This window comes from Cryobacterium sp. TMT2-14 (assembly GCF_004402465.1).
In the GTDB taxonomy this organism is placed as follows: domain Bacteria; phylum Actinomycetota; class Actinomycetes; order Actinomycetales; family Microbacteriaceae; genus Cryobacterium; species Cryobacterium sandaracinum.
On the sequence record NZ_SOFV01000022.1, the window covers coordinates 71854 to 92430 of the forward strand.

The following is a 20577-nucleotide window of genomic DNA, read 5'->3' on the forward strand; positions in this document are numbered from 1 at the left end:
TGGAGCGGGCAACGGATGCCGCTACGCGGCTGCGCCACCCAGGTAGGCGTTGTGCACCTCGGGGAGTTCCACGAGTTCGGCCGGGGTTCCCGTGAGTGCCACCCGTCCGCGGTGCATGACCACTGCCCGGTGCGCGATCTTGAACGAGGCGCGCACATTCTGTTCCACGAGGAGAACCGCGAGCTGCTTCTCGACGCAGAGCCGGGAGAGCACGTCCATGATCTCCGCGACCACCTTCGGCGCGAGGCCGATGGACGGCTCGTCCAGCATGATCGCCGTCGGGTTCGCCATCAGGCCGCGCCCGATGGCCACCATCTGCTGCTCGCCACCCGAGAGGGTTCCGGCGGCCTGACCCATCCGGGTGCGCAGCCGGGGGAACAGCTTGAGGATCGAGTCGACGTCGCCGTGGCCCTTCTTCGTCCAGGCACCCAGCATGAGGTTGTCACGCACCGAGAGGGTCGGGAAGCACAGCCGGTTCTCGGGCACATGGGTCAGGCCGAATCCGGCCATCTTCTCCGTGGGCTTCCCGGTGATCGTGCGACCCTCGAGGGTCACGCTGCCCCCGGTGGGCCGGATGAGGCCGCTGACGGCTCGCAGCAGGGTCGTCTTACCGGCCCCGTTCGAGCCCACCACAGCCACGATCTCCCCACGCGCCACCTCGAAGCTGACCTCGTGCAGCACCGCGAGCTTGCCATAGCCGGCGTCCAGTCCGGAAACGATCAGCGTCATGCGTGCTCCTCCAATTCGTTCAGTTCCGCTTCGGCCTCGTCGAGGTCCGTGCCCAGGTAGGCAACGACCACGGCGGGGTCATTGCGCACGGACTCCGGGTCGCCGTAGGCGATGAGCACACCGTCGTCGAGCACCGCGACATGGTCGGCGAGGGACATGACCTGCGCCACATCGTGCTCGACGAGCACGATCGTGAGCCCGGCGGTCCGCAGCCGCCGCAGCAGCTCGGCCATCACCTCGCGCTCAGCGCCGGATAGGCCGGCCATCGGCTCGTCGAGGAGGAGCAGGGCCGGCTCGGCGGCCAGAGCCCGGCAGACCTCCATGATTCGCTGCTTGCCGAACGACAGATCCGAGGCCGAGTCGTCCGCGGCATCCGAGAGTTTCATCGACTGCAGGATCTCGTAGGACGCGGCGCGGTGGGTGCTCTGCTCACCCGACTGCAGCCCCAGCATTCCGCGGAGGACGCCCGCGCTTCCCTTGCGGTACCTGCCCATGTACACGTTGCCGACGACATCCGTCGAGGTGAAGACCTGCAGGTTCTGGAACGTGCGGGTCAGCCCGTGCGCGGCGGCGACGTGCGGTTTGCGGCCGGAGATCACCTGGTCGAGGAACGTGACGGTGCCCTCGCTTGGGGTCAGTGCTCCGGAGATCATGTTGAAGCAGGTCGTCTTGCCAGCACCGTTGGGGCCGATCAGACCCAGGATGCTGCCGGCCGGCACGGTGAGGTTTACATCGTTGACGGCGACGACGCCGCCATATCGTTTGCTCAGTCCCTCGAGGACGAGGATCGGCTCACCGGCCGCGACCGGGGTGCTGACCGCCGGGAGCTGCGGGATCGTCGTGTCGTCCTCCGGGACGTGCGCATGCGCGTCGCCGGGTGGGCGCTTCCCGGCGAACGGCAACTTCTGCCACAGCGTGGTCGCCGCCTGGTGGAGGCCGCCGGGCAGGAGCAGGATCACCAGGATCAGGACGATACCGTAACCGAGCAACTGCACCTCTCCGGTGGCGCCGGGGAAGATGGCCGGGATGACGTCGCGCATGCCCTCGCCGAGGAATTGCACGAGGAAGGCGCCCGCGACGGCGCCCCAGACCGATCCCAGGCCCCCGATGACGACCATCAGCAGGATCGAGACCGACAGGTGGAATTCGGCGGTGGCGGGGCTCACGATCGCGACCTGGTAGGCGTAGAACACTCCGCCGAGGCCCGCGAAGCCGGCGGAGAGCACGAAGACTTTCAGCCGCAGCGCATAGGTGTTGACGCCAAGGCTCTCGGCGGCGAGTTCGGAGTCGTTGACGGCCGAGAGGGCGCGACCGGCGCGGCTGTGGGTGAGGTTGAGGGCCAGGATGAGCCCGATCACCACGAACGGCGTCACGAACCAGAGGAAGAAGCCGCTGTTGTCGATCGGGATCCCGAGCACCGTGGGTCGCGAGATGCCGTAGATGCCCGTGGTTCGTCCGGTGACATCCCATTCGCGCACGCCGATCATCACGATGAAGCCGAGCCCCAGCGTCGCCAGCGCGAGGTAGTGGCCGCGCAGGCGCATCAGCGGAAGGCCCACGAGCAGGGCGACCAGCATCGCGGCGAGAACACCGACGGTGGCCGCGACCGGGCCGGGCAGATCGAGCTTGGTCAGCAGGATTGCGTGGGTGTACGCGCCGATCGCGAAAAACGCGGCCTGCCCGAGGCTGACCTGCCCGGCCAGACCCATCAGCAGGTTGAGCCCGATGGCCGGCAGGGCGAAGATCATGGCGAACACGACGATGTTCATGACCGAGGAACTGGCCGTGAAAGGGACCACGATCATCAGCGCGACGAGCACGCCGCAGCCGATCAGCGTGCTCTTGTTGTTCGCCCAGAAACGCGTGCGGAGGGAGCGCGTCCCGGCGAGGGTAGGTGTGGTTGCATGTGTCATTTCGCTACACCCTGACCGCTGTGGGCTTGAGAACGAGGCCCTGGGGGCGAACGACGAGCACAAGGATGAGGATGAGGAAGGCGGCGCCGTCCCTCAGGCCGGACGAGACGTACCCGGCCACGTAGGCCTCGATCACGCCGAGCAGGAGAGCCCCGACGATCGCGGCACGAAAGGAGACGAAGCCGCCGAGGACGGCGGCGACGAAGCCCTTGAGGCCGAGCAGTACGCCGCCCGACCAGAGTGAGAGGTAGATCGGGGAAGCCACCACGCCGGCGACACCCCCGACGAAACCCGCAATCGCGAAGGCCAGCACTGACGCGGTGACCGGTGAGATCCCCACGATGCGCGCCGCAACGGGCTGCTCCGCACACGCCCGCAGGGCCTTGCCCCAGCGTGACTTCTCGTAGAAGAGCACAATTCCACCGCCGACCACGACGAGGGCGCCGATCATCCAGAATTCCTGAGAACGGATGCTCACCCCGCCGATCAGGATGTTGGTCCCCGGGAACAGGGGCACCCCCTTGGCCTCGGGCCCCCAGGCCAGCAGCATGATCGCCTGCAGCAGAGTCGAGACGCCGAGGGTCAGGATGATGGACGTGAGCGGGGTCAGCTTCTTCACCCGTGCGATGATCAGCCGTTCCATCGCAATGGCCACCAGGGTCACCGAGAGGATGGCGACCAGGATCGCGAGAAGGAGCGGCATCCCGGCCGCGGCGAGCCAGGCACTCCCCAGTCCGGCCAGCATCGCGAACTCGCCCTGGGCGATGTTGATGACGTGGCGAACCGTGTAGACGGCGATCAGGCCGACGGCGAGCAGGGCGTACACAGAGCCCTGTGAAAGCCCTGCCACCGTCAACTGCAGGAAATCAGTGAGCACGATCAGTCCTTGAGGAGGTTCCAGCGACCATCCTCGGCCTCAGCCAGGATGAGGGCGGTGGCGTCGAGGCCGGAGTGGTTCTTCGCGGTCATCTGGAAGACTCCGGAGATCCCAGTCCACTGGGCGCTCTCGAGTTCGCCGCGCAGGGCATCCGCGTCGGTGCCGGCGGCCTCGATCGCGTTGACGGCGATGTGCCAGGCGTCGAACGCGTGGCCCGCGAAACCGGACGGCTGCTCGCCGTAGGCCGCGTTGTAGTCCGCCTGGAACTGCTCGATGACCTCGCGCTGGGTGTTGTCGGCCGCCAGCTGGTCGGCGACGAGCAGGCGGCCCATCGGGGCGATGACGCCGTTGGCGGCGTCACCGGCGGCGTCGAAGAATGCCTGGTTCGAGATGCCGTGCGAGTGGTAGACCGGCTTGTTCACGCTGAGCTGCACATAGGCCTTCTGGGCCAGGCCGGCCGAGGGGTTGATGCCCCAGATGATGACGGCGTCAGAGTCCGAGCCGCGCACGTTAGTCATCTGCGGGGTGAAGTCGGTCGCGCTCGGCTCGAAGGCCTCCGTCATGACCAGGGTGATGCCGCGCTCGGCGCCGAGGTCTGTGATGTACTCCGCGACCCCTTCGCCGAAACCGCTCGCGTCGCGCACGAGGGCCAGCTTGGTGTATCCCTTCGCCTCGGCGTCGTCGAGGATGCGCTCGAGCACGACCACGTCGTTCTGCGCGGTCTTGAAGACCCACTTCGAGCCCTCGACGATGGCCACGTTGGCCGCGACGGAGATCATCGGGATCTTCGCGGCTTCCGCGATGGGGCGCATGGCCAGGCTGGGCCCGGTGCGTGAGGCACCGATGATGATGTCGACCTTGTCGCTCTCGATCAGCTTGCTCGTGGCCTTGGCCGCGCCGTCCTCGGTCGACTGATTGTCGATGATGGTGAGCTCGACGTCGCGGCCGTCGATGCCGCCGTCGTCGTTGAGCTGCTTGGCCAGCATTGTGAGCGTGTTCTGCTCCGGCACGCCGAGGCTGGCGCCGACGCCGGTGACGTCGAGAACCGCGCCGATCTTGATCGGGCCGGCCTCCGCTGCAGGGTCGTCCTTGGCCGTTCCCCCCAGGTTCGAGGTGCTGCATCCGGCCAGCGCAAGGGCTGTGATAACGGCAATCGGCGCGATGAAACGCAGACGAGACTTCTTCATTGGAATCTCCTTCAGAGGAACAGATAATTAGTGACCGACCAGTCGTTCACTAATTCAGGTGTGGGCCTGACAGTACCGTGGCATCGCCGCGCGCGGCAAGGGTCCCGAGGCAGTCGTTCGTAACGAGTGGGTGACGGTGTCGGCGGTGAAAGGATGCCAGTCGGCGCCCGGTCCGTCAGGCCAGCGCGAGCATCCCGGCCGCGCCGAGGGCGAGCGCGAGGCCCAACCACTGCACCGGCGCGATCCGTTCCCGGAGCACCACGGCGGCGAGCAGGATCGTGCCGGCCGGGTACATTGCCGTGAGTACGCTCATCACGCTGAGGTCCCCGGCGCGCATGCCGAGCAGCAGCAACACATTGGCCACGACGTCGATCACGCCGCAGGCCACGGCCAGCCGCAGCCCGATGGTGAGCGTCGAGCGGGGCTGCGGCGCGGCATCCGTCACCGGTCTGGACGAGCCCGTCATCGGCGCGGTCGTCACCAGTGAACGTCGCCGCCGCAACGCGAGCAGGGCGAGCAGCCCGACCACGGAGAACATGATCGCCGCATTAACCGCGCGGTTCATCACCAGCGGCACGAGCCCGCTGTCCGCCGGGGTCAGGTCGATCATCACCATGAAGGCGCCGATCATCGTGCCGGAGCCGAGGGCCATCAGCACGCCGAGCAGGCTCGGCCGCACGGCGCCGCGCTCGGGCACGAAACCCACGAGCACCACCGCCACGAGCGCCAGGCCGAGCGCCCAGTAGCCGATCGGGGCGAGGCGGTCGCCGCCTGCCAGCCCCACCGTCATCGGCACGACCGCCGACACCACGGCCGTGAGCGGCGAGAGGATGCTCATCGGCCCGATCGCGAGGCAGGTGTAGAGCAGCGAGATCGCGATTGCGCCGCTGACTCCGGACAATCCGCCCCACAGCACGGCCGACGGCGACCAGACCCCCACCACAAACGGTAGGGCGAGCAGCAGGGCCACGAGCCCGGATGCCGCGGCGACGGCCGTCACGAGCAGGGAACTCATGCGCTTGGCGGCGAGCCCGCCAAGGAAGTCGGCACTCCCGAAGATGAGTGCGCCGGTGAGGCCGAGGACCGCGGTAAGCATAGAAAACGAGCTTAGCGAGTGGCCGGTATCCTAAAACCCCCAACTGTGTGAGGCGGGGAGACAGGTCGCTGTGAAACGAGGGAACAGGGCGCGGCAGTGGGCAGCGCTCGCGCTGGGCGCCGCCGTGGTGGCCGCGCCGCCGTGGTGGTCCGCCGCCCCGGCGTCGGCCCACGACTCCGTGGGCGGGTCCTCCCCGGCAGCGGGGGCCGTCGTGACTGAACAGCCTTCGCTGTTCACCGTGACGACGAACGACGCCCTGCTTGACCTCGGCGGCGGGGGAGCGGGCAGCGGGATGCTCATCAGCGGGCCCGCGCGTGTGGCCACGCCTCTCTACTACGGTGACGGCTGTATCAGCCTGCTCGGCCCGACCGTCGAGACCAAGGCCCAGCTGGGCCAGCCGGGCGAGTACACGGTGACCTGGCAGGTGGTCTCGACCGACGGGCATCCGGTGTCCGACGACTTCACCTTCACCTGGCAACCGGCCGCCGACCAGGCATTGGCTGAAGGGTCCCCGGCCAAACCGGTCTGCGCCGAGACCGCGGACGCCGCCGCGGATGCTGCTTCCCCGGATTCCACCGACACAAGCGCCGTCGCCCTCGCCGAAGCCCCCCTCGTCGCCGTCTGGATCGCCGCCGCCCTCGGTGCCGTTCTCCTCGCCGTGGCTGGAACCCTCCTCGCCATCCGCCGACGCGCGCCTCGCCCACCGAATCAGCCCGAGCAGCCCGACCAGCCCGCGTAGCCGACCCGCACCATCGGAGGGCGCAGGTAGAGTTGCCGGGTGAGTTGGAACGCCGAAATACCGTGGAATCCTGACGAGTTCGAACCACCCGACGAATTCGACGCCCCGCCACCGCCCGACGGCTATGCCGGCGGAGCCAGGGAGTGGGAACCGGCCCCGGGCCTGGCGGGCCCGGCAGGCCGCGCCGGTGCCGGCGCATCCGCCCTTCGCGTACCCGCAACCCCGCCCCACCGCGCCACCGCGAAGTTCGCGACGGCCGGCGAGGCCCTGCGCACGGTCTTCGGCTACGACTCCTTCCGCGGCGAGCAGGCCGCCATCATCGACCAGGTCATCAACGGCAACGACGCCGTCGTGCTGATGCCCACCGGTGGGGGTAAGAGCCTGTGCTATCAGATCCCCTCGCTCGTGCGGGAGGGCACCGGCATCGTCATCTCGCCGCTGATCGCCCTCATGCAAGACCAGGTCGACGCGCTCACCGCCGTGGGCGTGCGCGCCGCGTTCCTCAACTCCAGCCAGGACTCCGCCGCTCGGGGCGCGGTCGAGCGCGACTACCTCGCCGGCAACCTCGACCTGCTCTACGTCGCCCCCGAGCGACTCTCCTCCGAGGCCACCAAGCGTTTCCTCGACCGCGGCACCATCGCCCTCTTCGCCATCGACGAGGCCCACTGCGTGTCGCAGTGGGGGCACGACTTCCGGCCCGACTACCTGGCCCTGTCCGACCTGGCCGACCGCTGGCCCGATGTTCCCCGCATCGCTCTCACCGCCACGGCCACCGACGCCACCCATAAAGAGATCACCACCCGGCTACAGATGGGCGATGCCCGGCACTTCGTCGCCAGCTTCGACCGGCCCAACATCCAATACCGCATCGTCGGCAAGGCCGAGCCGCGCAAGCAGCTCCTGGCCTTCATCAAGGCCGAGCACCCCTCGGATGCCGGCATCGTCTATGCCCTCAGTCGCAAGACCGTCGAGGCGACCGCCGAATTTCTGCGCCAGAACGGGCTCAACGCGCTGCCCTACCACGCGGGCCTCGACCAGGGGTTGCGCGCCCGCACCCAGTCCCGGTTCCTCCGTGAGGAGGGCGTCATCATCGTCGCCACGATCGCGTTCGGCATGGGCATCGACAAACCGGATGTGCGTTTCGTCGCCCACATCGACCTGCCCAAGTCCGTCGAGGGCTACTACCAGGAGACCGGCCGCGCGGGCCGCGACGGCCTGCCCTCCACCGGCTGGCTCACCTATGGCCTGCAAGACGTCGTGCAGCAGCGCCGCATGATCGACGAGTCGCCCGGCGACCTCGGCCACCGGCGCAAGCTCTCCGCCCACCTCGACGCCATGCTCGCGCTCTGCGAGACCGTCAGCTGCCGCCGGGTCAACCTGCTGCGCTACTTCGGCCAGTCCAGCGAGCCGTGCGGCAACTGCGACACCTGCCTCGAACCCCCCGTCGGCTGGGACGGCACCGTCCCTGCCCAGAAACTGCTCTCCACCGTGGTGCGCCTGCTGCGCGAGCGCAATCAGCGCTTCGGCGCCGGGCAGCTCATCGACATCCTGCGCGGCAAGGTGACCCCGCGCACCACTCAGCACAGCCACGACCAGCTGGCCACCTGGGGCATCGGTGCCGACCTCAGCGACCAGCAGTGGCGCGGCGTCGTGCGGCAGCTCCTCGCCCAGGGTTTCCTGGCCACCTCCGGCGAATACGGCACCCTGGTGCTGACGGATGCCGCCGCAGAGGTCCTCGCTGGCCGCCGCACAGTGGAGCTCCGCACCGAGCCCGAACGGGCCGCCCGCCCCGCGGCCGGGGCCCGCAAGAGCGCCGCGAAGGCGGCCGCGGCCGATCTCAGCCCCGAGCAGGAGACCCTGTTCGCGGCGCTGCGGGTCTGGCGCTCCGCCCAGTCCAAAGAGCAGGGCGTGCCGGCCTACATCATCTTCGGCGACGCAACCCTGCTGGCGATCGCCGCGACGAAGCCGGCCACCCTGGCCGACCTCGACGGCATCTCCGGCGTCGGTGCCAAGAAGCTCGACGCCTACGGCGCCGCCCTCCTCGAGGTCGTGTCCGCCGGAACCTGACGCCTCCCGTCCCGGACCCAACCCGCGGCATCCCGCAGGACCGGGTAGAACTGAGTCATGGACTGGACCGAGTACTTCAACGCTCAGGCCGCTCGCCCACCGCGTGCGGTGCTGCTCCGTGCCCTCGACCTCCGTGCCCTCGACCTCTGCGCCGACGCGCCACCCGCCCCACCCGGCACTGCGATCGACTTGGGCTGCGGTGCGGGCACCGAGACCCGGCACCTGCTCGCCGCCGGCTGGACTGTACACGCGTTCGACGCCGACCCGGGCTCTGAGGCCAGGGTCTGGACGGGCCTTCGCGCCGCGGAGCAGTCCCGCCTGGTCTTTCACCGGTCCCGCTTCGAGGATCTCCCCGAGTTGCCCGCCGCAGACCTCGTCTATGCGGGGTTTTCCCTGCCCTTCTGCGACCCCGCAGTGTTCCCCGACCTGTGGGCGGGCATCCGCGCGGCGCTGACGCCCGGCGCCTGGTTCGCCGGAGAATTCTTCGGCCCCCACGATGAATGGGCCGGCCGCGCAGACATGAACTTTCATGATCGCGGCCAGGTCGAGGCGCTCCTGGCCGGTCTGCACGTCGTCGGCCTCGTCGAAGACGACCGCCCCGGTCAGTCCGCATTCGGCCCTCGCCACTGGCACCTCTTCCACGTCACCGCCCGCACCCCGACGACCTGTGCCCCAACGAATTCGACGGAGATTTTGAGCTAAAGCCACGTTTTGGGCTTGTTTTAGGGCTTCTAGGGCAAAATCTCCGTCGAATTCGTTAGGAGCGGCCGGGCCGTCGCTCCGGCAGAGGTGGTGCCCCGTTTGTGGGTAACGGTGCCGTCAGACCCTTTACCGCTGTGGAAACCTACAAGACGAATGCCGGGCGGAGCATCCTTCGTTGTAGGCCCGTCACGCACTATTTCCCCGCTTCGTGAGAGCCGCCTAACGTGTAAGAAAATTTCGAGTTCGCGCGAAGACGAAGGACCAATGATGGTTGACACTGCTCAGCGCTCCAACAGCACTACCCCCGCCAAGACGGAGAAGACCCCCGCCAAGACGGACAAGAAGATGGACGCGACCCTGGCCACGACCGTCGCCGTCACGCCCCCCGTGGCGCCCGGCGTCGACACCGGCCCGGTCATGATCGCCGGCCAGGCCGGTGCCCCCACGGTCAACATCGAGTCGCTGCACCGGCAGCTGCTCGGCACCTGGGCCGACGTGCGCCTGCGGGCGCGCGAGCTCACGGCCAAGCCCGAACTGCAGCGCATCGAGGGTCAATCCATGGCCGAGCACCGCGAACGCGTGCTGGGCCAGCTCCTGATCCTGGCCGACAACGGGCACGTGCACCGCGCGTTCCCGACGCACCTGGGCGGCGCCGACGACCACGGCGGAAACATCGCCGGGTTCGAGGAACTCGTCACCGCCGACCCCAGCCTGCAGATCAAGGCGGGCGTGCAGTGGGGTCTGTTCGGCGCGGCCGTGCTGCACCTCGGCACCAAGAAGCACCACGACGCCTACCTGCCGGGCATCATGACCATGCAGGTCCCGGGCGTCTTCGCGATGACCGAGACCGGACACGGCTCGGATGTCGCGGCCATCGGCACGACTTCGACCTACGACCCTGCCACGCAGGAATTCGTTCTCGACACCCCGTTCCGCGCGGCGTGGAAGGACTACCTCGGAAACGCCGCGAAAGACGGCATCGCCGCCGTTCTCTTCGCCCAGCTGATCACGGCAGGCGTCAACCATGGAGTGCACGCATTCTGGGTGCCGATCCGCGACGAGTCCGGGGTTTTCCTCCCCGGCATCGGTGGCGAGGACGACGGCCTCAAGGGTGGCCTCAACGGCATCGACAACGGGCGGCTCCACTTCGACGGGGTGCGCATCCCCCGCGAAAACCTGCTCAACCGCTACGGCGACGTCGCCGAGGACGGGACCTACGCCAGCCCGATCTCCAGCCCCGGCCGCCGCTTTTTCACCATGCTCGGCACCCTCGTGCAGGGCCGCGTCTCGCTCGACGGCGCCGCCACCCAGGCTTCGGCGATGGCCCTGACGATCGCCATCACCTACGGCAGCCAGCGCCGCCAGTTCAACGCCGGTAGCGACACCGACGAGGAGGTCATCCTCGACTACCAGCGCCACCAGCGCCGTCTGCTGCCGCGCCTGGCCACGACCTACGCGCACACGTTCGCCCACGACGAGTTCCTGGTCAAGTTCGATCAGGTCTTCAGCGGCCAGGCCGACACGGATGCCGACCGGCAAGACCTCGAAACCCTCGCCGCCGCCCTCAAGCCGCTCTCGACCTGGCACGCTCTCGACACCCTGCAGGAGGCCCGCGAAGCCTGCGGCGGCGCCGGATTCCTGGCCGAGAACCGGCTGGTCGGCCTGCGCGCCGACCTGGACGTCTTCGCCACCTTCGAGGGCGACAACAACGTGCTCCTGCAGCTCGTCGCGAAGCGTCTGCTCACCGACTACAGCCGCAAGTTCGCCTCAGCCGGCCCGGGCGTGCTCGCCCGCTACGTCGTGCAGCAAGCTGCCGGCCGCGCCTACCACGGTACCGGGCTCCGCACCCTGGGCCAGGCGGTCTCCGACTTCGGCTCCACCGCTCGCTCCGTGGGCCACCTCCGCGACACCACGGTGCAGCGGGAGCTGCTCACCGACCGGGTCGAAACCATGATCGCCGAGATCGCGGGCAAGCTCCGCTCGGCCGGCAAGCTGGCACCGAAGGATGCCGCGGCCCTCTTCAACGCCAACCAGGACCAGCTGATCGAGGCGGCCCGCTCACACGGCGAGCTGCTGCAGTGGGAGGCGTTCACCCGGGCGGTCGAGACCGCCGAAGACGCCGGCACGAAGCAGGTCCTGACCTGGCTGCGCGACCTGTTCGGCCTCGGACTGGTGGAGAAGCACCTGGCCTGGTACCTGATCCACGGGCGCCTGTCGGCCAAGCGGGCACAGTCGGTCACGGCCTACATCGACCGCATCATCGCCCGGCTCCGCCCCCACTCCGTCGACCTGGTCGACGCCTTCGGTTACAGCCAGGACCACCTCCGGTCGGCAATCGCCAGCGGTGCCGAGCAGGAGCGCCAGAACGAGGCCAGGGACTACTACCAAACCCAGCGTGCCAACGGCACCGCTCCCCGCGCCGAGAAGACTCCCGCCAAGAGGTAGCCCCGATCCGGTGGAGAGTGCCCGTTCCGCCGGCCGCTCTCTACCGGAACGGGCACCCTCGTGTCGTACCCAGGTACGAGGCCGGCGGGCGCACAAGCGTCCGCTGGGCCGATGCGTGCAGCATCCGTCCCCCGTAGCGTCGATGACGGGTCGATTTCACACGGTGAGACCGGCCCCACCGATGTACAACGAGGAGACGGATGATTCAGGCACAGTCCCTGACCAAACGGCACGGCGGCAAGACCGCGGTCGACGCGATCGACTTCACCGTGCAGCCCGGCAAGGTGACCGGCCTGCTGGGTCCGAACGGCGCCGGCAAGAGCACCATCATGCGCATGATCGTCGGACTGGACCGGCCGACCGCCGGATCGGTCACGGTCAACGGCAAGCATTACAGCGAGCACCGGGCGCCGCTGTGCGAGGTGGGCGTGCTGCTCGACGCGAGGGCCGTGCACACCGGCCGCTCGGCCCGCAACCACCTGCTGGCCCTGGCGGCCACCCACGGCATCCCGGCCACCCGGGTCGACGAGGTGATCGAGCTCACCGGGATTGGAGCCGTCGCCCGCACGCGCGTCGGCGGCTTCTCCCTCGGCATGAGCCAGCGCCTCGGCATCGCAGCGGCGCTGCTCGGCGACCCTGCGGTGCTGATTCTCGACGAGCCCGTCAACGGGCTCGACCCCGAGGGCGTGCAGTGGGTGCGCCAGCTGATGCGGTACCTCGCCGCGGAGGGCCGAACCGTGCTGCTGTCCTCGCACATGATGAGCGAAATGGCTCTCACGGCCGACCACCTGATCATGCTGGGCCGGGGAAAGGTGATCGTGAATGCCCCGGTCTCCGAGATTATCGGCATGGCCGGCACGCACCGGGTGCGCGTGCGCACCCCTCAGTCCGCCCAGCTTGCGGCCCTGCTCGCCCAGCCCGACGTCACCGTCAGCACCGGAGAGCCGGACCTGCTCGAGGTAGCCGGTATTTCGGCCGGTGACATCGGCGAACAGGCCGCCGCCGCGGGCATCGTGCTGCACGAGCTGACCGGCGTGAGCGCGTCACTGGAAGAGGCTTACCTGGCCCTGACCCAAGACGAGGTGGAGTACCGCGCCAGCGGCTCCGCGCAACTGCAGGAGGCATGACGATGACCGAGACAACCGCGACCAAGACGCCCGCGCCCGCTGCTTCCTCCTCCCCGGCCGCGGACGGCACCGTGCCCGGCGCCGCATCCGCTGTGCACGGCCTGAGCGCGGCGGGCCTGCTGCGGTCGGAGTGGATCAAGCTGCGCAGCGTGCGCTCGACGGCCTGGTCGTACGCCCTGCTCGTACTGGTTTCGCTCGCCCTCGCGGCGGTCATGTCCTCGACGCTCGACCTGCAGGGTGCGGACGCCTCGATGATCCCCGCGGCCGACCAGGCGACTTTCATCGCCCAGACCGCGACATTCGGGGTGTTCTTCGGCCAACTCATCGTGGCCGTCCTCGGCGCGCTGACCATCAGCGGCGAATACTCCACCGGCATGATTCGGTCCACGTTGACAGCGGTTCCGCGCCGGCTGCCCGCCCTTGCGGCGAAGGCCGCCGTGCTGTTCGTCACGACCTTCGTGGTTGGGCTGGCCGCCAACCTCGGTTCCTATCTGGTGGCGTCGCTGGTGCTTTCCCGGCAGGGCTTGGGCGTCAGCTTCGCGGATCCAGCCGTGTTCCTGCCGGTACTCGGCGGTGCGCTCTACCTGGCCCTGATCGCGGTCTTCGCCCTCGGCATCGGCACCATCGTGCGCAGCGGGGCCGGCGGCATCGCGGTCGTGCTCGGCATCGTGCTGTTGCTCCCGATGGTGTTCCAGGTGATCGCTGCCCCGTGGGCCGCCGCGGTGCTGCCGTATCTGGTGTCGAACGCGGGCATCAACATGTTCGGGTTGATGTCGTTCAGCCCGGTGCCGATCGAATGGTGGGTCAACCTGCTGGTGGTGCTCGGCTGGCTCGCGGTCAGCTTGGTCGGTGCCGCTGTGGTGTTGAAGCGGAGGGACGCGTAAAGTCCTCTGAATGACCGAATCACTCCTCGCCCTCGGCCGGCCGCTTGTGCCGACCGAGGGCGAACTTCGTCTGCCGACACCGCCGGGGGTGGCCGGGCGGTTCTGGTCGCGGCATCCGTGGCTCAGCGATGCGCTGGTCGCGAGCGCCTATTTCGTGCCGATGGCCGTCGTTTTCCTGATCGACCTGACACGGCAGGCCGGGCCCGGCCTGCCGCCGCAGGCCCTGATCACCGCCGCGGTGGTGATGGTCATCACGGCCGCACTGCTGGTCCGGCGGCATGCCCCGCTTCTCGTGCTCGGGGTGACCTGCGCAGGACTGGTCGTCGCGTTCCCCGGCCAGGGCGACACCCTGCCCGTGCTGATCGCGCTCTACACTGCCGCGGTCTACCGTGGCGTGCGAAGCGCCTGGTTCGGCCTCGCCGTGGCGATCGGCATCGGCGCCCTAGGTGCTTTTCTGGGCGCGAGCAGTTACGCATCCTGGCTTGCGGTCGCCTCCCAATCCGCGGTCCTCATGCTCGCGGCCACCCTGATCGGTGTCACGGTCGGCGATCGCAAGCGTTATGTGGCCGCGCTGGTCGAACTGGCCGCACAGCTGGCCCGAGAGCGCGACCAGCAGGCCCAGCTCGCCCGCATCACCGAACGCGGGCGCATCGCCCGGGAAATGCACGACATCATCGCGCACAGCCTCTCGGTCATGGTCGCGCTCGCCGACGGCGCCGACGCGCTGCTCGTCAAAGACCCGGAACGTTCGCGCGCTGCGCTGCGCGAGGTGGCCCGGACCGGCCGCGGCTCGATGTCCGAGATGCGCCGGCTGCTCGGCGTGCTGAGTGAGGGTCCTCAGGAGCAGGGCGACCCCGAGGGGACGGATATCCCCCTCCGGCCCCAACCCGGCGCCGACCAGCTCGTCGACCTGGTCGAATCGTTCCGCGCCGCCGGACTGCCCGCCCGGCTGGAACTCACCGGGCGCATTCCCGGGAGCCAGGGTCTGCAGTTGACGGTCTACCGGATCGTGCAGGAATCGCTGACCAACGCGCTGCGGTATTCGGCGCATCCGACCGCGGTGACCGTGCGACTGATCCGGGTACCGGGGCGGCTCGAGGTGGTCATCGCCGACGACGGCCGGAACGCGTCGGCCACATTGCCGTCGTCGGCTGCCGGGCGGGGCATCATCGGGCTGCGCGAGCGCGTCGCGCTCTACGACGGCACCCTCGTGGCCGGGTGCCGTCCCGGCGGCGGCTGGCAGGTGCGCGCGACGATGACGGTCGACGAGACGGGGGAACGGGCATGACGCCGATCCGGATTTTGCTCGTCGACGACCAGGCGCTGCTGCGCACGGGCTTCCGGATGGTGCTCGAGGCCGAGGACGATTTCACCGTGGTGGCCGAGGCCGGCGACGGCGCCGAGGCGATCGCACTCGCCACCGACCTGCATCCCGACGTCATCCTGATGGATGTGCGGATGCCCGGAATCGACGGCATCGAGGCCACACGGCGGATCACCGCCGCGTGCCCCGACAGCCGGATCATCATTCTCACCACTTTCGACCTCGACGAGTACGCGTTCGGTGGTCTCCGCGCGGGCGCGCGCGGGTTCCTGCTGAAAGACGCCCAGCCCGCTGAACTCACCGCGGCAATCCGGGCCGTGGCCTCGGGCGACGCCTCCGTTTCGGCGCGGGTGACCCGGCGCATGCTGGACCTGTTCGGAGCGAAGCTTCCGGGGGCAGATCGGGAGGCCGACGGTACCGAAGCGGATGCCGACGCCGGCCGACTCGGCCTGCTCACCGAGCGGGAGCGAGAGGTCTTCTTCGCGGTCGCGGAGGGTCTGTCGAACCCGGAGCTCGCCGAACGTTTCTTCCTGTCCGAGTCCACCGTCAAGAGCCACGTCGGACGCATCCTGGCCAAGCTTGAGCTGCGTGACCGAGTGCAGGTCGTCATTCTGGCCCACCGGCTCGAATAGGCTCGGGGGTATGCGCACCTTTTACCCCGAGATCGAACCCTACGAAACCGGACTCCTCGAGGTCGGTGACGGGCAGACCATCTACTGGGAGGCATCCGGCAACCCCGACGGCAAGCCGGCCGTCTACCTGCACGGAGGGCCGGGCGGCGGATCGAGCCCGAAGCAACGCCGCGTCTTCGACCCGAAGAAGTACCGCATCATCCTTTTCGACCAGCGTGGCTGCGGTCAGAGCACGCCGCACGCGAGCGCGGCGGACGCCGACCTCACCACCAACACCACCTGGCACCTCGTGTCCGACCTCGAGAAACTGCGCGAGCACCTCGGGATCGAGCGTTGGCTGGTCTGCGGCGGGTCCTGGGGCAGCACCCTCAGCCTCGCGTACGCCGAGACACACCCGGACCGGGTCACCGAACTCGTGTTGCGGGGCATTTTCACGCTGCGCCCGATGGAACTCGACTGGTTCTACGAGGGCGGCGCGTCGGCGATCTACCCGGACCTCTGGGAGAGCTTCATCGCCCCGGTTCCGGTGGAGGAGCGCGGCCACCTGATCAAGGCCTATAAGCGCCTGCTGCACGACCCCGACCAGTACGTGCGCGAGCGGGCCGGCGTGGCCTGGTCCACCTGGGAGTCCTCGACCATCACTCTGCTGCAGCAACCCGACACGATCGCGCGTTTCACCGAGCCGGCGTTCGCGGTGGCCTTCGCCCGGATCGAGAACCATTACTTCACCAACTCGGGCTGGTTCGAGCCGAACCAGCTGATCCGCGACGCGGACCGGCTGAAAGACATTCCCGGCGTCATCGTGCAGGGCCGCTATGACATGTGCACCCCCGCGTTCACCGCCTGGGAGCTGCACCAGAACTGGCCGGAGGCCGATTTCAGGCTGATCCCGGATGCCGGTCACTCCTTCGACGAGCCGGGCAACCTGGACGCGATCATCGAGGCGACGGACCGCTTCGCGGCCTGAGGCCGGCGCGACGAACGAGGTCCAACACCCTGCGAATCTGGGCTACTTTATGTTGGACACACTGGCTTACTGACTCACTGCCGACAATTCGAAGCTGTGGCTGGGAGTCGACCGGTAGTTGGAGTGCACCTCCACCGCGATGACGTTGGCTCCGGTTGTGAAAGCCGTCCCGGGAACGCTGACTGTAACCGGATTGGCGACCGCGCTGGTCGCTGATACCGCCATATTGGCGTAGGTCGTCGATGTCACCGCGCCGGCGTTGATGTTCCTACGCAGCACTTCCACGCCGTTGACGTAGACGACGATGCCGTCGTCAGCACGCGTGGTCAGCGTCATCATCGCCACTTTCGTCACGTCGGCAACGTTGAAGGATTTGCGGTAGAACGACGTGAGCGGCCTGGGGTCGGGGGAAGTAAGGGTCGTGCCCAATTGAGCATGGCCCCAACCGAGCGGTGCTGCACCGGTCGACCACGTGGATGCGTCGTACCCCGGCGCTTGCCAACCGGCCGGAGGAGCCGTTTGGCTGAACGAGTAGGCCCAGGTCGCACCGGTGTTGACGAATGTCACCTGCTCCGGCTGCGGCTCGGCCGGGGCAGCGACCACGGCGGCAGGCGTGCTGGCCGACCAGTTCCCGGTGCCGTCGGCTGCCCGCACGAAGTACTTCGTTCCCGCATCCGCTGCGGGCAAGGTCACCGTGCCGGCGCCCGTCGTCGCGACCACTCGGTCGTGACGCAGCACCTGGTAGGACACCGCACCTCGGTTATCCGTGGAGCCAGTCCACTTCAGCACGTCGCCCGTGCTGGACGGCGTCACCGACAAACCGGAGGGAGTGCTCGGAGCCTGCGTGTCGTTGTGAGCGAAGCGCACAAAACCGCCTGACCACTGCTTGGCCAAGGTTGACCTGACCGATGCGGAATAGTCACCACCGAACCAGGTGACACCGGTCGAATCGTTGAACAGCGCCCAGGCGCCGGCGCCGGCGCGCTGGGTGACGATCGGGCTGAACTGCGTCGCGGGCTTGCCGGTGGCATTGTCCCATGCTCCAGCGCTGCTGATCTTCGTGGCCTGGGTCCAGTCCGTGCCGATCGATGGCCACCGCCGGGCACCGGAATAGTTCGTGTAGAAGCAGTGGCAGCCGGCGTACACCGTCGTCCCGTCACTGGAGATCGCCTGGAAGTCACCGCCCGACTTGCCGATGTTGGTGCTTGTTTCGGTCATTCCCGCCCGGTCGTAGCTGTACAGGTTGTGCTCGGAACCGCCGATCCACACTTTCTCGCCGACTTCCTTGACCGCCTGCTGGTAGTTGGCGGTGCTGGAGTGGTCGATCGTCCAGGGGATGACTGACGTGTCGACTGCGCTCAGCGCCGCTCCCTTGTCGGCTGGCGTCGTCTTCGAAGCAGTGAAGTAGCCCGCGAAATAGACTCGGTCTTTTTTCGGCGATGCATCCAGAGCGATCACCGAGCCGTTGAATTCAGGATTCCAGGTGCGGTCGGGAGTACCGTTCGTGACCGAAACGCGGCCTGCAGCTCGAACGTAGACCGGACTCGTGACAGAGCCGCCGGTCATGTGGGTGAACGTGCCGCCGACGTAGAGCCACGAGTCCTGCACGTCCAGGGCGCGGACGATCGGCACCCCTCCGCTCAGGCTGTTGGTGATCGTCGTCGTAAAGGTCGTGTCAGTGGCGCCGGTCGTGGGGCTGAGGACGACCAACCCGGCCCGGGGCGCTCCGTTGACCTGAGTGAAGAAACCACCGGCCGCGACCCGACCGTCGGGAAGTACTGCCAGCGCCTTGATTTGCTTGTCGAAGGTCGGTCGGAACGACGTAATGAATTCTCCGGTCCGCACGTCGAAAGCCGCCAGGTAGGACTGTGCGACCTGGCTGCCGCCCGCGGCCGTCTTCTGCACAGTAAGGAAGTTGCCGCCGACATAGACGACCCCGTTCCCTTCAGCGAACGCCGACACCTCGACGCTGCCCTCCACCGTGTTGGGTCCTGCGCCGAGTCCGCTGACTCCCCACCCCGTCGGCAAAGCGAAGCTCTCAGCGGAGCCCGGCTTTTCTGACTTGGCCGTCCCGGTGTCGGGAATGGCGCTGTAGATCGTGGAACTCATCATCTGCGGGCGAAGGTAGACCTGCGTAAAGGGTCGAGGGTTCCCCGCGGTGCTGCTGGGCGCCCACATGAAACTGGCCGGATCGGCCGACCCGCGCGCGCCGGACCCATACCCGAACCCGGCCTTCCACCCCTGGTTGGCTCCGGTCACCGTTTCGATGCGGTCCAGCTGGTCCCCGGCGCCGAAGGCGCTGGTCTGCCCGCCGGAGCCCGAGGAGGAGCCGATCCGCCAGACGGCAACCCGTTGCTCATTGTTGAACATCCACGACCACTCATCGCGCGGTGAGGAGAACGTGAATCTGCTTTCCTGCCACGCCGTGCCGTCGAGGTTGGCGGCGCGGCGCAGTCGAATGCCGTCTGGCAGCGATTTCACCGGCTGTCCATTGAGGAGCGCTCCGATCACTCCGGTCGAGAGCTGCCGGGGTGCGAAGGCCGCCTGGCCGGTCACCGAGCCGCGAACCTCAGCCGTCGTTCCCTGTCCCTCATTGGCCTCGGACCAACCATCCCTGCCCCGGCCGACCAGCACCCAACCGCCACCGTCGGTGTCCTGGTCGCAGTGGAACTGCGCGGCTGATCCCAGCTTGGGGGTGTTCAGCCAGTACACGCCGCTGGGGGCTGCCGGCGTCAATTGCTTGATCTCCCAGCACGACGCAGCCGCTGTGGCCTGCGAGAGCCCGTCGGGGGAGGCCACCGCAGCGCCGGCGCTCACCGGCGTCAGAAGCGAAGCTGCAACCAGCCCTGCTGCGGCGAGAATGCCCAGCCGCCGGGCTATCGAGCGGCGAGCGCCGACCGGCCGGGAGGAGGAACGCTGCCCGTTCGATGGGTCAACGCGTGGGCTGGAGTGCGTGGGCAAGCCGCGGCGCGGCGATTGTGGCGAATTCACCGGGTGATCTCCTGCAATTCGGGTGACAGGGACAAATTCGGACGCTGACAGCACCCGGTTGCGAGATGCACAACATGAGCAAGAATCAGCAATACGCGCAGGCTAGCCCGGTTGTCGAACCTTGATAAGCCCCCCTAGGGGGTCTGCTCAGCTCCGGATGCTCGAGCGTCAGGGAGTTCGGGACGAATTGTCGCCGGCGGTGCGGGGGGCTTGTCCCAGCTGCCTCAGCTTCACGTACTTGCGCCGCATCGAAATCAGGGTGTGCACCAGGTTTGTGGCGAACATTGCGGTGTAAACGATGATGAACAGAGCAGGGAAGCCCCACCCGAGGAAGGTCCAGCAAAAGGTTCCAGTATCGGTGGGCAGCAGGAGGAACGACCGGGCCGTTCCCGCCGTGGGCGTGGGCACAGGGTGCTGCTTGACCAGTTGCTCGGCAAGGATCTGGCTCATGAACTCAACCACGCTGACAAGGCAATAGCCCAGTGCTACCGCGAGCACCCAGGATGGCTGGTCCTGATTCCACAACCCGACCAGCACCGCCAGGTGGATTGCGGGGGTTCGCAGGGCGTCCACCACGTGGTCCAGCCACTCTCCGGCCGGACTGCCCGCTCGCTGCAGGCGGGCCACTTGGCCATCCGCGGAATCAAGGAGGTACCCGGTTGCGAGCAGGGCCGCAACGGCAACGCCCAGCCACGGCTGGGGGTCAACCAGCATCAGGAGCATGATCGCCGCGAGGGAGAAGGTGGCGCTGAGCGCTGTGACGGCGTTCGGCGTCCAGTGATACGCATAGGCTGTTGCTGCCGCGTAGCGCCCGAGGCGCCGATTCACCCAGCGAGTGTATGCAGGCACACCGTTCCCGGGTTTCTGGGCGCCGTCCAGGCCGGTGAATGCTTCGTG

At 68.1% G+C, this 20577-nt stretch carries 16 protein-coding genes; 9 read left to right on the forward strand and 7 right to left on the reverse strand.

Going from position 1 to position 20577, the window contains the following annotated elements; all coding sequences use genetic code 11:
* Nucleotides 1–21: 21 nt before the first annotated feature.
* The 5 genes from E3O28_RS08430 to E3O28_RS08450 all read right to left on the reverse strand — a co-directional run bounded on the left by E3O28_RS08430 (nucleotide 22) and on the right by E3O28_RS08450 (nucleotide 5802).
* Nucleotides 22–729, reverse strand: a complete 708-nt coding sequence (locus tag E3O28_RS08430) for an ABC transporter ATP-binding protein (RefSeq protein ID WP_104102551.1) — start codon at nucleotides 727–729, stop codon at nucleotides 22–24.
* The gene (locus tag E3O28_RS08435) at nucleotides 726–2642 is read right to left on the reverse strand and encodes an ATP-binding cassette domain-containing protein (protein ID WP_104102549.1); all 1917 of its coding nucleotides are present in this window, start codon (nucleotides 2640–2642) and stop codon (nucleotides 726–728) included. Before E3O28_RS08435 ends, E3O28_RS08430 begins: the two co-directional genes overlap by 4 nt.
* 4 nt (nucleotides 2643–2646) lie before the next feature.
* Complete coding sequence (locus E3O28_RS08440) at nucleotides 2647–3519, reverse strand: branched-chain amino acid ABC transporter permease (protein ID WP_158250302.1); 873 nt, start codon at nucleotides 3517–3519, stop codon at nucleotides 2647–2649.
* 2 nt (nucleotides 3520–3521) lie between these two features.
* Nucleotides 3522–4706 (reverse strand): ABC transporter substrate-binding protein, encoded by a 1185-nt coding sequence (locus E3O28_RS08445; RefSeq protein WP_134341841.1) that lies wholly within the window; start codon nucleotides 4704–4706, stop codon nucleotides 3522–3524.
* Between the two features lie 175 nt (nucleotides 4707–4881).
* Nucleotides 4882–5802 carry an EamA family transporter gene (locus E3O28_RS08450; protein ID WP_134415605.1) on the reverse strand — a complete coding sequence of 307 codons (921 nt, stop codon included), beginning with the start codon at nucleotides 5800–5802 and terminating at the stop codon, nucleotides 4882–4884.
* Between the two features lie 70 nt (nucleotides 5803–5872).
* Here E3O28_RS08450 and E3O28_RS16305 point away from each other — a divergent pair, with 70 nt between their 5' ends.
* The 9 genes from E3O28_RS16305 (at nucleotide 5873) to pip (ending at nucleotide 16689) form a co-directional block, all read left to right on the forward strand.
* On the forward strand, nucleotides 5873–6541 hold the full coding sequence (locus E3O28_RS16305) for a copper resistance CopC family protein (RefSeq protein WP_166784772.1): 669 nt from the start codon (nucleotides 5873–5875) through the stop codon (nucleotides 6539–6541).
* 39 nt (nucleotides 6542–6580) lie between these two features.
* Nucleotides 6581–8608 (forward strand): DNA helicase RecQ, encoded by a 2028-nt coding sequence (gene recQ, locus E3O28_RS08465; protein ID WP_166784773.1) that lies wholly within the window; start codon nucleotides 6581–6583, stop codon nucleotides 8606–8608.
* A gap of 57 nt (nucleotides 8609–8665) precedes the next feature.
* Complete coding sequence (locus tag E3O28_RS08470; RefSeq protein ID WP_134415607.1) at nucleotides 8666–9310, forward strand: class I SAM-dependent methyltransferase; 645 nt, start codon at nucleotides 8666–8668, stop codon at nucleotides 9308–9310.
* A gap of 417 nt (nucleotides 9311–9727) precedes the next feature.
* On the forward strand, nucleotides 9728–11755 hold the full coding sequence (locus tag E3O28_RS08475; protein WP_241973071.1) for an acyl-CoA dehydrogenase: 2028 nt from the start codon (nucleotides 9728–9730) through the stop codon (nucleotides 11753–11755).
* A 200-nt stretch (nucleotides 11756–11955) separates the two neighbouring features.
* The gene (locus tag E3O28_RS08480) at nucleotides 11956–12882 is read left to right on the forward strand and encodes an ATP-binding cassette domain-containing protein (RefSeq protein WP_134415609.1); all 927 of its coding nucleotides are present in this window, start codon (nucleotides 11956–11958) and stop codon (nucleotides 12880–12882) included.
* 2 nt (nucleotides 12883–12884) lie between these two features.
* Entirely contained in the window at nucleotides 12885–13766 is an 882-nt protein-coding gene (locus E3O28_RS08485; protein ID WP_104102530.1) for an ABC transporter permease, read from the forward strand.
* Between the two features lie 10 nt (nucleotides 13767–13776).
* Complete coding sequence (locus tag E3O28_RS08490; protein WP_241973061.1) at nucleotides 13777–15054, forward strand: histidine kinase; 1278 nt, start codon at nucleotides 13777–13779, stop codon at nucleotides 15052–15054.
* Complete coding sequence (locus E3O28_RS08495) at nucleotides 15051–15722, forward strand: response regulator transcription factor (RefSeq protein ID WP_134372774.1); 672 nt, start codon at nucleotides 15051–15053, stop codon at nucleotides 15720–15722. The genes E3O28_RS08490 and E3O28_RS08495 overlap by 4 nt, the downstream gene beginning before the upstream one ends.
* A 10-nt stretch (nucleotides 15723–15732) precedes the next feature.
* A complete protein-coding gene (gene pip / locus E3O28_RS08500) occupies nucleotides 15733–16689 on the forward strand; it encodes a prolyl aminopeptidase (protein WP_104102525.1) in 957 nt (318 codons plus the stop codon).
* 66 nt (nucleotides 16690–16755) lie between these two features.
* Here pip and E3O28_RS08505 read toward each other — a convergent pair whose 3' ends face one another.
* Nucleotides 16756–19680 (reverse strand): fibrinogen-like YCDxxxxGGGW domain-containing protein, encoded by a 2925-nt coding sequence (locus tag E3O28_RS08505; protein ID WP_134415610.1) that lies wholly within the window; start codon nucleotides 19678–19680, stop codon nucleotides 16756–16758.
* 168 nt (nucleotides 19681–19848) lie between these two features.
* Entirely contained in the window at nucleotides 19849–20508 is a 660-nt protein-coding gene (locus E3O28_RS08510; protein ID WP_241973062.1) for a CDP-alcohol phosphatidyltransferase family protein, read from the reverse strand.
* Between the last annotated feature and the right edge of the window lie 69 nt (nucleotides 20509–20577).

Excerpts from the sequence above, each read along its gene's own strand:
- E3O28_RS08490 (WP_241973061.1), top strand. The coding sequence starts at position 13,777 with ATGACCGAATCACTCCTCGCCCTCGGCCGGCCGCTTGTGCCGACCGAG.
- E3O28_RS08475 (WP_241973071.1), top strand. The coding sequence starts at position 9,728 with ATGATCGCCGGCCAGGCCGGTGCCCCCACGGTCAACATCGAGTCGCTG.
- E3O28_RS08430 (WP_104102551.1), bottom strand. The coding sequence starts at position 729 with ATGACGCTGATCGTTTCCGGACTGGACGCCGGCTATGGCAAGCTCGCG.
- E3O28_RS08485 (WP_104102530.1), top strand. The coding sequence starts at position 12,885 with ATGACCGAGACAACCGCGACCAAGACGCCCGCGCCCGCTGCTTCCTCC.
- E3O28_RS08435 (WP_104102549.1), bottom strand. The coding sequence starts at position 2,642 with ATGACACATGCAACCACACCTACCCTCGCCGGGACGCGCTCCCTCCGC.
- E3O28_RS08450 (WP_134415605.1), bottom strand. The coding sequence starts at position 5,802 with ATGCTTACCGCGGTCCTCGGCCTCACCGGCGCACTCATCTTCGGGAGT.
- pip (WP_104102525.1), top strand. The coding sequence starts at position 15,733 with ATGCGCACCTTTTACCCCGAGATCGAACCCTACGAAACCGGACTCCTC.
- E3O28_RS08445 (WP_134341841.1), bottom strand. The coding sequence starts at position 4,706 with ATGAAGAAGTCTCGTCTGCGTTTCATCGCGCCGATTGCCGTTATCACA.
- E3O28_RS08495 (WP_134372774.1), top strand. The coding sequence starts at position 15,051 with ATGACGCCGATCCGGATTTTGCTCGTCGACGACCAGGCGCTGCTGCGC.
- E3O28_RS08470 (WP_134415607.1), top strand. The coding sequence starts at position 8,666 with ATGGACTGGACCGAGTACTTCAACGCTCAGGCCGCTCGCCCACCGCGT.
- E3O28_RS08480 (WP_134415609.1), top strand. The coding sequence starts at position 11,956 with ATGATTCAGGCACAGTCCCTGACCAAACGGCACGGCGGCAAGACCGCG.